11 protein-coding genes are annotated in these 13,390 nt (G+C 56.9%); all 11 read right to left on the bottom strand.

All coding sequences use genetic code 11. From position 1 onward, the window contains the following. Positions 1–70: 70 nt before the first annotated feature. Positions 71–466: a type II toxin-antitoxin system VapC family toxin gene (locus NKJ17_RS25370; protein WP_352508781.1), complete on the bottom strand. Its 396-nt coding sequence runs from the start codon at positions 464–466 to the stop codon at positions 71–73. Further along, positions 466–711: a type II toxin-antitoxin system VapB family antitoxin gene (locus NKJ17_RS25375; RefSeq protein WP_352508782.1), complete on the bottom strand. Its 246-nt coding sequence runs from the start codon at positions 709–711 to the stop codon at positions 466–468. Before NKJ17_RS25375 ends, NKJ17_RS25370 begins: the two co-directional genes overlap by 1 nt. Positions 712–929: 218 nt before the next feature. Continuing rightward, positions 930–1,724: a 3'(2'),5'-bisphosphate nucleotidase CysQ gene (gene cysQ / locus NKJ17_RS25380; protein WP_352690641.1), complete on the bottom strand. Its 795-nt coding sequence runs from the start codon at positions 1,722–1,724 to the stop codon at positions 930–932. A 10-nt stretch (positions 1,725–1,734) separates the two neighbouring features. After that, complete coding sequence (cysN, locus tag NKJ17_RS25385) at positions 1,735–3,672, bottom strand: sulfate adenylyltransferase subunit CysN (protein WP_352690561.1); 1,938 nt, start codon at positions 3,670–3,672, stop codon at positions 1,735–1,737. A gap of 2 nt (positions 3,673–3,674) precedes the next feature. Next, positions 3,675–4,580, bottom strand: coding sequence for a sulfate adenylyltransferase subunit CysD (cysD, locus tag NKJ17_RS25390; RefSeq protein ID WP_352690563.1), 906 nt, complete (start codon positions 4,578–4,580; stop codon positions 3,675–3,677). Between the two features lie 554 nt (positions 4,581–5,134). Further along, entirely contained in the window at positions 5,135–6,205 is a 1,071-nt protein-coding gene (rfbB, locus tag NKJ17_RS25395; RefSeq protein ID WP_352690565.1) for a dTDP-glucose 4,6-dehydratase, read from the bottom strand. A gap of 404 nt (positions 6,206–6,609) precedes the next feature. Next, on the bottom strand, positions 6,610–7,899 hold the full coding sequence (locus tag NKJ17_RS25400; protein ID WP_352690567.1) for an O-antigen ligase family protein: 1,290 nt from the start codon (positions 7,897–7,899) through the stop codon (positions 6,610–6,612). A 50-nt stretch (positions 7,900–7,949) separates the two neighbouring features. Further along, entirely contained in the window at positions 7,950–9,209 is a 1,260-nt protein-coding gene (locus NKJ17_RS25405; protein ID WP_352690569.1) for a tetratricopeptide repeat protein, read from the bottom strand. Beyond that, positions 9,097–11,481 (bottom strand): GumC family protein, encoded by a 2,385-nt coding sequence (locus NKJ17_RS25410; RefSeq protein WP_352690571.1) that lies wholly within the window; start codon positions 11,479–11,481, stop codon positions 9,097–9,099. The genes NKJ17_RS25405 and NKJ17_RS25410 overlap by 113 nt, the downstream gene beginning before the upstream one ends. Before the next feature lie 49 nt (positions 11,482–11,530). Then, the gene (locus tag NKJ17_RS25415) at positions 11,531–12,319 is read right to left on the bottom strand and encodes a polysaccharide biosynthesis/export family protein (protein WP_352690573.1); all 789 of its coding nucleotides are present in this window, start codon (positions 12,317–12,319) and stop codon (positions 11,531–11,533) included. Beyond that, positions 12,319–13,125 (bottom strand): tyrosine-protein phosphatase, encoded by an 807-nt coding sequence (locus tag NKJ17_RS25420; protein WP_352690575.1) that lies wholly within the window; start codon positions 13,123–13,125, stop codon positions 12,319–12,321. Before NKJ17_RS25420 ends, NKJ17_RS25415 begins: the two co-directional genes overlap by 1 nt. Between the last annotated feature and the right edge of the window lie 265 nt (positions 13,126–13,390).

Here is a 13,390-nt window from a genome sequence, read left to right on the forward strand (position 1 = left end):
CGTAGGACTAATGGGGAGCGCGACAAACCAGTAAGCGACGCTTGTGCTCTGCGTCGCGAGACTGTGGCACTCACGCCGCCTCGATGTCGGTCTGCGGAAAGTCGGCGCCTTTGAACATTAATGGCTGGTCAAAATGCCGGGCACAAGCATAGGCGAAACAGTCACCAAAGTTTAGCCGCGCCGGGTGCCGGCCCTTGCCGAAGCGATCGAAAGCCTCGAGCGCGAGGCGAGCCGTATTCGGCGGCACCGCGACCATGTCAATCTCCATCAATGAGAGATAGCTTTCGACGGCCTCAGCCGCCTCGCTGATTGCCAAGTCCAAGACTCTCGCGACCGCGATTGCAGCCTCCCATACCGCAAGTGGCGAGGTCAGCCGCTTTCTGGTCTGCTGCATGCGTGCAAGGAGTTCGCGCGCATCATCCTCGTTGGTCATCAGCGCCGTCAGAGCCGAGGCGTCGATGAACATCAGTCATTCTCGTACAGGCTGTCGCGAAACGCCTTGTCGGCGGGCTTGCCCTGATCGGGCTTGCCCCGGGCTCGCAGATCACGGCAGAACCTGACGCCGATCTCCACCAGGGACGGTCTAGCCTGTTCGCGCTCAAGCTCATGCGTGAGCGCGGCATGGACGGCCTCTGTCAGACCAGTCCTCTTAAGCGCGGCGACCCGGCGGGCCAGCGCGTCGGTCTCGGGATTCTTGATGTGGAACGCCATCACTCGCTCGTATAGCCGTTCAAGTGTACCGGTATATAGCAATTTGGATACACCGTGTGAAGGCTCCGCCAGCAGCGACCGGACGCGAAGCGAATCGGCCACGCCAGGCTGGATAGGGATCGTCCCATTGTGCCTACAGATCTCGAGCAATATCTGAGGTAACTTCCATAAATCACTTGTAGCACTCGCACTTTCGTACGGGTCTGGAAACTGCGCAGTCATCGTCTAGGCAGGCCCAGCAGCTTGCCGCTGGCGATAAAATGCGGGTTGGCGAAATCCTCGTCGTCGCTCTGGTTGCGCTTGCCGTAGGCGAGCGGCTCACCATCCAGCGTGCGCGTCATGCCGCCGGCGGCGCGTAGCACCGCATCACCCGCGGCCGTATCCCACTCCATGGTGCGACCGAAGCGCGGATAGATGTCCGCCTCGGCGCTGGCGAGGAGGCAGAATTTCAGCGATGAGCCGACTGAGACGATCTCGGCCGCGCCAAGCGCGCGGATATAGGCGTCGGTGTCCGGCGTGTTGTGGGACCGGCTGGCAACGACGGTCAGCGGCACCATACCGGCCCTCGCCGAAATCGGCTGGCGATCGACGATCTCATAGTCGTCATTGATCTCGATCGCTTCCGCTTTGCCCGGCCGGCCGGAAAAGAAGCGGCCGGTGCAAGGCGCGAAGACAACGCCGATCTCCGGCACGCCATGGCGAACCAGCGCGATGTTGACAGTGAAATCGGTCCTGCGGTTGACGAACTCCTTGGTGCCGTCGAGAGGATCGATCAGGAAGAAGGCGTCGCCGAGATCCGGTGCCATGATGCCGGCCGAAGCTTCTTCCTCGGCCACACACGGAATCTCGGGAAATGCGGCGCGCAGCCCGGCAAGAATAATCTTCTCGCTCTCGCGGTCAGCCTCCGTCACCGGCGAACTGTCCAACTTGCTGTCGACCGCACAGCCGGCACGAAAGACGCGCATCACCTCGCGCCCTGCCGCCAAGGCAAGGTGCTCGAAGACCGCGAGCATTGCTTCGGCGTCAGATACCGCCGCCGCTGTCATATTGGTCTTCGGCAATGTCCCGCTCGTCCAGCCAGTGTTCCAGGGTGTCCACCATCTCCTCGGCCGATTTGCCGAGTGTCTTGAGATGAATTTCGGGTTTTTCCGGCACCTCATACGGTGAATCGACGCCGGTGAAATTCTTGATCTCGCCGTTCAACGCCCGCGCATAGAGGCCCTTCGGATCGCGCCTGGCACATTCCTCGAAAGGTGTGTCGACAAACACCTCGACGAATTCGCCATCGGCCATCAATTCGCGCGCCATGCGTCGCTCGGCGCTGAACGGCGAAATGAACGACACGATGACGATCAGCCCGGCGTCGGCCATCAGGCGCGCCACTTCGGCGACGCGGCGAATGTTCTCGACCCGATCGGCGTCGGTGAAGCCGAGATCGCGGTTGAGGCCGTGACGGACGTTGTCGCCATCCAGAATGTAGGTATGGCGCCCGGTGGCGAACAGCTTTTTCTCGAACAGATTGGCGATGGTCGACTTGCCCGAGCCTGACAGCCCGGTAAACCAGAACACCGCCGGCCGCTGGTTCTTCATATCGGCGCGGGCGCGCTTGCCGACATCGAGCGACTGCCAGTGGATGTTTTCGGCGCGACGCAGCGAATGCAGGATCATGCCGGCACCGACCGTGGCATTGGTGATGCGGTCGATCAGGATGAAGGCGCCAGTGGTGCGGTTCTCGGCAAACGGATCGAAGGCGATCGGCGACCGCGTCGAGATGTTGCAGATGCCGACTTCGTTCATTTCAAGCGACTTGGCCGCCTCATGGGCAAAGTCGTTGACGTTGACCCGGTACTTCAGGTCGGTGATGGTGGCGCTGGTCTGGTCGGTCTCGGTGCGCAAGATGTAGGAGCGGCCGGGCAGTAGCGCGTGTTCGTCGAACCAGACGATGTTGGCGGCGAACTGGTCGGCGACCTGCGGCCGCGCTGCCGGTGATACCAGCATATTGCCGCGAGAGACCTCGACCTCGTCGTCGAGGACAAGGGTGATGGCCTGGCCGGCGATAGCCTGCTGAAGGTCGCCGCCATGCGAGACGATGCGCCTGACACGGGAGGACTTGCCGGATTTCGCGACGACCACCTCGTCGCCCGGCGCAACCGATCCGGACGCTATGGTGCCGGCGAAGCCGCGGAAATCGAGATTGGGACGGTTCACATATTGGACGGGAAAGCGGAATGGCAATTCGACCGCGGCCTCGTCGACCGAGACGGTTTCGAGATGTTCGATCAGTGTCGGGCCGGAATACCAGTCCGTCCTATCGGAACGACCGGTAACGTTGTCGCCATAGCGGGCCGACATCGGAATGGGCACGATCGACTGGAAACCGAGCTCGCGTGAGAACTGGCCGTAATCCGCGACGATCCGCTCGAAAACCGCTTTGTCGAAGCCGACAAGGTCGATCTTGTTGACGGCGAGCACGATGTGGCGGATGCCAAGCAGCGAGGCGATGATCGAATGCCGCCTTGTCTGTCGCAGTACGCCCTGTCGGGCATCGATCAGCACGATGGCAAGATCGGCGGTGGATGCGCCCGTCGCCATGTTGCGGGTGTACTGTTCGTGGCCGGGCGTGTCGGCGACGATGAACTTGCGCTTTGGCGTGGCGAAGAAGCGATAGGCGACGTCGATAGTGATGCCTTGCTCGCGCTCGGCCTCGAGGCCGTCGACCAGCAGCGCGAAGTCGACGTCGTCGCCGGTGGTGCCGTGCTTGCGTGAATCGCGCTCGAGCGTGGCCAGCTGGTCCTCGAAAATCTGCTTGGTGTCGGAAAGCAGGCGCCCGATCAGCGTCGACTTGCCGTCGTCGACCGAACCGCAGGTCAGGAAGCGCAGCAGCGACTTTCGTTCCTGCGCCGCCAGATAGTCGCGGACGCCGTCGGTTGGGGCGAGACTCTTGGCCATGATGTGGCGCATGCTCAGAAATACCCCTCGCGCTTCTTCTTTTCCATCGAGCCGGCTTCGTCGCGGTCGATCAGGCGACCTTGCCGCTCGGACGTGCGCGCGGTGAGCATTTCGCCGACTATCGCCTCCAGAGTGTCGGCGTCCGAGTCGATCGCGCCGGTCAGCGGATAGCAGCCGAGCGTGCGGAACCGCACCATCCGGTTCTCCACTGTTTCGCCGGGCCGCAGCTGCATGCGCTCATCATCCCTAAGGATAAGCATGCCATCACGTTCGACGACCGGCCGCTCCTTGGCCAGATACAGCGGCACGATCGGGATGTCTTCTTGGAGAATGTACTGCCAGATGTCGAGCTCGGTCCAGTTCGACAACGGGAACACCCGGATCGATTCACCGGCAGCGATGCGGGTGTTGAAAATCTTCCACATCTCCGGCCGCTGGTTCTTCGGATCCCAGGCATGCTGGGCGTTGCGGAACGAGAAGATGCGTTCCTTGGCGCGCGACTTCTCCTCATCGCGTCGCGCGCCGCCGAAGGCAGCGTCAAACCCGTATTTGTCGAGCGCCTGCCGCAGCGCCACCGTCTTCATCACATGCGTATGCGTGTTGGAGCCGTGGTCGAACGGATTGATGTTGTCGCGCACGCCGTCTTCATTGACATGGACCAGGAGGTCGAAGCCGAGCTTTTGCTGCATCTGGTCGCGAAAGGCGATCATTTCGCGGAATTTCCAGGTCGTGTCGACATGAAGAAAGGGGAAGGGCGGCTTGGCCGGATAAAACGCCTTCATCGCCAGGTGCATGAGCACGGACGAATCCTTGCCGACCGAATAGAGCATCACCGGCTTGGCGAAAGCCGCGGCGACCTCGCGAAAAATATGGATGGATTCGGCCTCAAGCCGCTGAAGGTGCGTAAGCGCGATGTTCATGGACTGTAAGCGTTCTCTCGTGCCGTCCGCGCAAGAGCTTGCATCATCAATAGGCGCAATTTTCAGCCGCCCGGTTCAAGCCGCACTTCTGGACAAATCTATTTTCGTGCAGGCCTTCTAGCAGATCGCTCCTGTCCAGAACAATGCAAGACAAGCCTGCAGCCGATTGGTTCGGGAATGAATTTTCCATGCAGCGAGCGAAATCGGGAAATTCCTGCCCAGCGAGCCGTTACTCCTAGGAGGGGCAGGAAAATACTGCCTGGGCTGTGGCCGCTGCATCTTGTCGTGGTGCATCCCATTTGTTATCGAAACCTTGGCTGCCAGCGCGCCATTTGACCTCGGAGGCAAGGTCCGGTTCATCTTTGGCCTGATCGAGGCGGTGCAGCCTGCGGCGGAAACGAGCAGATCGAGTGGCCGCGAGCGCGGGAGCGATGATTCCGGCTACGCCGGATCGAGCTGAGGCCGGCCGACTACAGTGATCTCTCGAAGCTGAGTCAAATAGACACGCTCGACCGAGCTATTAACGACTTGGCCTCGCGTGGTGACGATAAGCCTCACACAGCACCCACTCGCGCCTCGCCAAGCCGCTCGCCTGTAAAGTGGTCGCGGCGGATCGGCCCCCACCACCATTCGTTCTGGAGATACCAGTCGACCGTTTTGGCGAGGCCGCCGGCGAATGTCTCGCGCGGCGCCCAGCCCAGATCCAGCCGTATCTTGGAGGCGTCGATCGCATAACGGCGGTCGTGGCCAGGGCGATCCGCGACAAATGCGATGAGATCGCGATACCGCCGAGAACCGGAACGCGGCCGTCGGTCGTCCAGAATGCTGCAGATTGCCTCGACCACCTCGATGTTGCTGCGTTCCGAGCCGCCACCGACATTGTAGCTCTCGCCGACTACACCTCGGGTAGCGATTATAGCCAAGGCGCGGGCGTGGTCGTCGACGAAGAGCCAATCGCGCACGTTACTGCCGGCGCCGTATACCGGCAGCGGCTTCTCCTCGAGAGCGTTCAAAATGACGAGCGGGATCAGCTTTTCGGGAAACTGACAAGGACCGTAATTGTTCGAGCAGTTCGACAGCACGACCGGCAGGCGGTAAGTTCTATGCCACGCACGCACCAGGTGGTCGGATGCGGCCTTTGAAGCCGAATACGGCGAGGATGGCGCGTATGGTGTCTGTTCAGTAAAAACACTGTTATCGAAAGGCAAATCGCCGAACACCTCGTCGGTCGAAACGTGGTGGAAGCGGAACCGGCTTTTTCTCTTGCCGGGGAGCCTGCGCCAATATTCCAGCGCCGAATTCAGCATTCGGTAGGTTCCAACAATGTTGGTCTCGATAAACGCAGCGGGCCAGTCGATCGACCGGTCCACATGGCTTTCGGCGGCCAGATGCATGACAATGTCGATCTCATCGCGATTTAGAATGTCCAGAACCGCCCTCGCGTTACAAACGTCGGCGTGCTCGAACTTATAATTGTGGGCGTTCTCAATAGCTCGCAGCGACGCTAGGTTTCCTGCATACGTAAGCTTGTCGAGATTGGTCACGCGATGGGCCGGATTGCTGCACAAGTGCCGGCAGACTGCTGAGCCGACAAAGCCGGCCCCCCCGGTTACAAGAAAGTTCATGCGACCCTCCTCAGGCAATCACGGGCCGCTCATGCGAACTACTCGGCGGCCACTGTGGGCGCCCCGAATTCTTATCCAAAAACCGAACACTTATCCAAAATTAGAAATCCCCCAGTTATCAAAGGGCATTCGATGCCCGAAACGGATTGCGCAATCATGCTTCGGCAAGTAGGTATCGGTGACCTCCATACAGCGCCTCGGCGTCCGGGACGATGGCGAAGAAAAACGCAAATGGGAAGTGAAGGGCCTAGACCAACAACGTCCAGGCCTAAGTGTGAAAACCGTTTCTCGTTGAAGGTGAGGAAGAAGAAGCCCCGCGCACCCTAAACATTTCGGCACGATTTCCCCCACCCCTTCGAGATCTCAAGCACCGACGAACCGGCGACTGACTGCAGTCGGCACCGCTAAAGCGATGCGGCCTTAACTGGTGACCTCCTCGACATTTCTACGGGAACAAACAGCTTGTCACCATCGTGGTCGATCTCGATCACCTCGCGCTTGCGGGTAAAACGTTCCGCAAATCCTTTGTGGAAGATGATCGCGTTCATATACGCGAACGTCATCGCCAGCGCCTCGGTTCGCAGCGGGTAGTCAACCAGCGAATGAATAAGAAGAAAAGATACTGAGAGAAACGCCGCCTTCTGAAGAGAATCGCGGCGAGCCCTAGCCAATGTCATCAAAAGCAAGACAAAGTAACCTATCATCAAGGAAATAACAAAGATTCCCCCTTCGAAGGCTATCTCAAGGTAATCATTGTGGGCATGGTTAACATAGTTGCTGAAAATCATGCCTTCTCTCTCGTATATTTGATAGGCTTTTTGAAAGTTGCCGAAGCCCACTCCTGTTGGCCAATTCTCCTTTATTCCTTCTATTGTGGTGCGGGCGAATTCTCCCCGCCCGAATGCCGGATCGACCACTTCTGCATCGATCTTAGTCCAAGCGCCTATCGTGTAGATCGAAAGCGCTATGAAAATTAGGAGAATACCAAATCCACTCGCCCTGGAACGGGCTGAAAGAAAGATGACGGACAATACGGTTATCGCCAGTCCTATCAGAACACCGGCGCGGGAACCGGCTGCTAAAAGCAGCAGCAAAAGCGCGATCAAGCCGAAAGATCCGGACAATAGATGCCCGCGGAACAGACCGTAATAGACTGCGAAGGGAATAGACACAAAAAGCAACGCCGAAAAATGGTTCACGTTAGCAAAAAGCCCGGCATTGATCGTAAAAGGCAACAGTCCTATAATAGCAATGTCGTCAGAGAGTGAATATTGAATCGCTCCCGCCAAACCGTTGCAGATAACACCCATGAAGAAAAACGGAAGAAGCGCGCTGACCTGCTCGGCACGTAAACGCAATACGGCCAAAAAAAACGCAGCACAGGCAAGAAGATAAACCAGACATTCGACCGTGCGGCCGACCCCAACGCTGATAAACCGAAATCGGCTTTCTCCAATCCAGGGATCTCCGAGCAGAAGCTCTGGCCGCAACCCGTTGAATATTGTCGCCGGCAGTGGGACGATTTGCAAAACTGCCAATGCTGCGGCTAAAATCAGCAGCCACAGAGCCGATTGCGAGCTTCTTTGGCCAGAGGTTTGGGTAAAAACGGCCGCCGCCGAGACAATTGCAGCAACCTCGATCAAAGTGTCCGTATAGAGGCCGCTCGCGGTACCACCGCCGATCAGCAGCGACATGAACAACACCGACCCGAGAAGATATTTATCCCATTCCGAAGGCCGGTCGTTCAAGATGGAAGTCTCTCGATGCTCAATTTGTGCATTATCAATGTACCGACATATCGAAACCGCCAGCTCTCGGCAATGGCGGCGGTTTGCAGCCTGAGCAACTGCAGCGGACACGGAGACGGTCCAACCGAAAAATCCTGGCTGAGGTTCTGACGATTATACGTGCCTTCCGGAATATTGAATCGCGCTATTTCTCCAGCCGGGTCAACACATCTGATCGACCAGAATAATTCCTTTGGAAGCTTAAGATTCCTTGCGGAGGCAGCCAGGGAGATCCTGTAGGAGCCAGGAGGTAGCTCAATGTACTGCTCGAGAGCTGTCTTCTTGACTGGCGTATTCAAGAAACGGACCGTTGCACCACCTTCGCCCTCGACTGCGTGGTCGGAGGCTGCAAATGTAACTTCCAATCCCGATTGATCGCGGAGTTGCCAATCGAACGGTCTGCCGCTCGCCACTGGTTCGAACGTTCCATTGAAAATGTACCCCCCCAACTTCCTCTCCTGATCAGAGAGGCTGAACAGAAACAACCGATAAGCTGGTTCATATTTCTTTTGAAGGATATAGCCGCTAATCACCACGGAAAGTTCGCTCGATTTTGGCGGTGCGGTTGTGCCTGACAAGTCAAGCAGAAGCCGATTTGCGAAGTCGAGTCCCTCGGGAGTTTTGCTAAGAGCCGCGATTAGCCTAGGCCTCCAGGGCGCCTCGGTCCCGAGGGCTGTCAGCACAGCTTGGTATCCATCAGGATTCGAGAGAATTGCCGGCATGCCGCCAGCGATCGCCGGAAATTGGTCCGGCCATCGCCGTAGCAAAATGTCGATCTCGCCAATGGCCTTTGTCAAATGGCCTATTTCTACGGCACGGCTAATGGATCTCTGTAACGCATGGATTTCTGTTTTGGACAGTTTTCTTGCTTGATCAAAGAGTGCATAGGCTTCGTCCTTTTCGCCCTGCCGGTATTTGATCTCGCCGATCAGGCTATAGAGACGCGCGTCCGCAAGATCAAAGCTAAGCGCTCCACGGGTCTTGGCAAGCAATAGATCAAGATTGGGAGGATTATTCGTGTCGTTCAGGTCGCTGGTGATTTCAGCTATCAACGCATCAGCGTTGAACGGATCCAGCGCAAGAGAGACGGCCGGCGTTTCAGTTTCAAGAAATCGACTTAGCCCGATCGAGGAAACCACCAACACTAGAACGGATGCGACGAACCAGGCGACTGAGCGCCGGAGATTCTGCATAAGCGGGCTGGCCTGCTCCATCATCGACTTTGCCCTCAATCTTCGGAGTACCCGTGTCCGTGCCGTAGTTGTAATACTGGTAATTCATGTACTTGTATGCGTAGTTGTAGTCGAACTTATTCACCGCAAACTTGGACATCGCAGCGCCGACTACGTTGGCGCCCGCTGCCCGCAGGCGCTTCAACGCCGTCTTAGCCGACTTACGCGTCACTTGATTGGTAGAGATCACCATCAATGTGCCCTCAGCAAGCCGGCTGAGGATGGGCGCATCCGAGAGGCCGACGATTGGCGGCGCATCGATTATGACGAGATCGAAGCGCTTGCCGAGATTTGTGACGATCAGAGCCATTTTCGGTGACGAGAGCAGGTCCGCGGGGTTTGGTGGGATTGTTCCAGACGTCAGGACGGTCACGTTGGGATATTTCGTCGCCCTGAAGATGCTGGCCAGATCCTCCTTGCGGACGGTATTTGTTAGCAGATTGCTGAGCCCAATCGTATTATCCAGGCCAAACAGGCGGTGAAGGTTCGGTTTCCGGAGGTCGCCGTCGACAATAAGCACTCTTGCACCAAGTGCCGCAAAATCCTGCCCAAGCTTGAATGATGTCGTAGACTTGCCCTCGGAGGGCTCCGAACTTGTGACAACCAGCGATCGTGGCGCGCCTTCCGCACCCGAGAATTGCAACGATGTTCGAAGTGAACGGTAGGCTTCCGACAAGCCGGACTTCTGATCGGCGATACTGGCCATGAGTTCTCGGTCGTCGACGAGCGGCAAGATGCCAAGCATCGCCAGCCCCAGCTCTTTTTCGACCTGTTCAGGGTTGGTGAAGGTGTTGTTCAATAGCTCAATGACGTAAATAACCGATGCGCTCAGGACCATGAAAAGAGCAAGGGCGATCGCTACATTGATAGTTAACCGAGGAGAATATGGGTGATCTGGCAACGCCGCGAAATCTACCACTGCCGCGCTTTGCGTCTTGAGTTCCGAGCTGACACCCACTTCATTCAGCTTGGCTATAAGATTGTCGTACTGCGACCGATTTGAATCAACTTCGCGTTTCAGAATGGTGTATTTGATGTTCTTGTCGTTGAAAATAACCTGCTGCTTTTCCATTTCGGCAAGTTTGGCCTTAAGGTCAGCCTCTTTGTTCTGCGCTTCCTGGTATTTCAACCGAAGTGAATCCGTAATGGCAAGCACGCCGTTGTTATAGAGACGCTGCAATTCCTTGATCTGAGATTGAAGCTGTTGCATTTCTGGAAAACCAGGCTTCAGAATGCCTAGCTTCTGTTGATACTGGCTGGTCAGGTCAGCCAGTTTTTCGCTAAGCTTCTGCAAGCCTTCGCTTTCCAACACGGGAGAGAGGCTCGCTCCACGACCTTTGTCTATCTGGTCTACCACCCGTCCCGCATCGAGACGGTCCTGGATTGCCGTCGCAAGCGCCGTGTTTAGCGCCTCGATGTTCGACCCTATCAGCGATTTGTCGTCACCGGTTATCGTGATGCCGGCATCCTTCGCATAAGCGACCAGCTCTTCTTCCGATTTCTGAAGCTTCTGCTTCACCTGCAGGACCTGCTCCTGAATGAACTGTCGCGCCAGGTCGGACGTCTCACTTGTCTGATCGAGACGTTGATCAATAAAACTTTGCGCGACCTGGTTGGCGACGTCGCTGGCATATTTCGGTTTCTGATCGACGAACGTGATCGACAGCAGGCTCGTGTTGGGAACCAGATTGACTGTGAGATCATTTAGAACACGTTTGATTGCAATTTCCTCGCGCTGCTCTGGAGTTTTCTCCTGAATGGAAGGCGATTTTGACACTCCGAACGCGCGATAGAAAATATTGCTAACTGAAAAGTCCGGCGTGGGGAACAAGAAATCCGGCTTTTCGGTGAGCCCCAATTGGAACACAACCCGCTGGGCCAACGCCCGGCTTTTGAGCTTCTCGCGTGCAGTCTGAAAGGCTCGTACATCGCTGTTTTCAGACACCACCTCAATATCCTGGAAGACCTTGGCCGAAGGCACCAGAACCTCCAATTGAGTTGTCGCCTGATATTTTGGCGTCTGCATCATCGTTACGACGACGCCGGCAACAACCCCAGCTGCCGCAAGCATGACGATCAGCCACCGATATTGGACAACGTAAAAGAGCAGTTTGAGCGGGCTAAAGCCCTCGTCCTGTTCCGAATAATCGCGACCGTACGGGCTAAAGTTTTGCGCACCGTCATAATAGAGGTCGGCGGACAGGGCCTGGCCATGTCCTGGACCTGCGATTTGATGCTGCCTGTTGCGATCGAGCATGGTGCGAGGTGATCCTAGATTTTCAGTCCTGAATTTCTGCCGCCGTGAATCACAAGCCGGGGACCACAGCAAGCCGGGCTGCACTTGATGCAACACCGAGGGCGTCCTTGAGATTGTTCATCGCAATTTTCGATTTCGAGGCGAAGACCACAATCTTGTCGCCACCATAGATGCGCGGATTGCGGCTTTTGCCACCACGAATCTCCTCGACGTTGTAGTTAGCAACCAATGTATTTGGGCCGACATTGCGATAGACAAAAACCTTTTTTGCGTCCCCAACGGTATTGAACCCCCCAGCGAGGGCGATCGCATCGATGAGAGAAGAATTGCTCGACACTGGATAAATACCGGCCTTGTTGACTTCGCCGTCGACGGTAATGCGCTGTCCGATCGATTCCTTGACGAAGATCGTGACGTCGGGAGACTGCAGGTATTTGGACCCGTAGTCGGTCTCGATCTCCTGCTCCAACTGACGGACGGTCTTCCCTGCCGCGGTAATCGTGCCGATAAGCGGAAGCGAAATCTGGCCGCCAGAGTCGACTTGAACCGTTCTGTTCAAGTTGTCGACCTGAAACACATTAACCTCCAGCACATCGTTCGGCGACAGAGGCTGCTCGCTGCCGTTCTGTGTATTTTGCGGCGCAGGCAGTTCCTTCACCACCTGTAGAGCGCCGCCGCCCGAAAGTGGAGCGGATGATGATGTCAATTGCAGCGCATCGACCGCACCCGAAGAGGATGGGGTCGTCGACGGGGTGCTCGTGCATGCCGAGATTGCCAGTGATGCAAGCAAGGCAAACATTGTGACCATATGTCTTCTTACGAAACGGAAAACGCCCATCACACTGTCCCGCCCTTGAACAAGCGGCCCAATCCAAAACGGCCGGCGTTGCCGGCATTAGGTTTTTTTGGACGTGCTTTTCCGACCGGCTCGATGGGCCGGTTCGCCAATATTTCGCCTGGACGTTTCAACACCATGTTACGGGCCTCGTCTTCCCCACATCGCTTGGCAGCAGCAGCAACCGCCTGTGAAAGGCCAGGACGCCGGCGTGTAGCGCTATGCGTGTCCGATGCGATGATGTCCACCCTGCCCTCGTCAATCAGCTTTTCCGAATAATAAAGCGCCGTGCGTCCAAAAGCACCAACAATCGAGTCTGCGGTAAGCTGGATAAGACAACCCACTGCATTCAACCTCTCGATAACGTCGTAATTCGTTTTGATCCAGGTCAAACGCTCAGGATGAGTAAGAATCGGGATGAAGCCGGCATTTATCAGGCGTAGAGCAAGATCCTCCATTCGTGGAGGCAGAACATGATGCGGCGGTTCGAACAGAAAATAACGGGACCTGTTTAAAGTCGGTACACTGCCAGCCGCTAATTGATCCGGAAGATCCGGCGCTATGTGAACATCGGCGCCGACATAAAGAGCAAGCGGTATGGCGGCGTCGCGCAGCGCCTGGTGCAACTCTTGAACCGCCCGGACGATGTTCGATGTTCCGTTTTCGTATACGCCGGGCGTCACGTGCGGTGTGCACGCCATGTGGGTCGTTCCGTCGGCCACCGCCAATCGAGCCATTTCCAGCGATTCGGCAAGACTGGGCGAGCCGTCATCGAGGCAGGGCAAGATATGGGAATGCAGATCGATCATGGGCGTTTGTGACTGCAACAAAGAAATGTAGCGACGTCATCCCAAAAAAACATAAATGCGTCACCCGCCGCACAGCGAGTGGCGCATGTGTCAAGCTCATGCGATGCGATGAAGCCTAGGCTCCAGCTACTGGCTGACAGAGTTGCCATCATACAGGCCGACAACAGCGCCACCCAACAGAGTTGGCAGAGTTGGCGCAAGGCGAAGTCCCGATGTGACAGCGCTACCCACATGCCGCCTTCCCCGGGATCGACTTTAACCGCCG

It is taken from the genome of Mesorhizobium sp. M0208 (genome assembly GCF_040322015.1).
Lineage (GTDB): Bacteria > Pseudomonadota > Alphaproteobacteria > Rhizobiales > Rhizobiaceae > Mesorhizobium.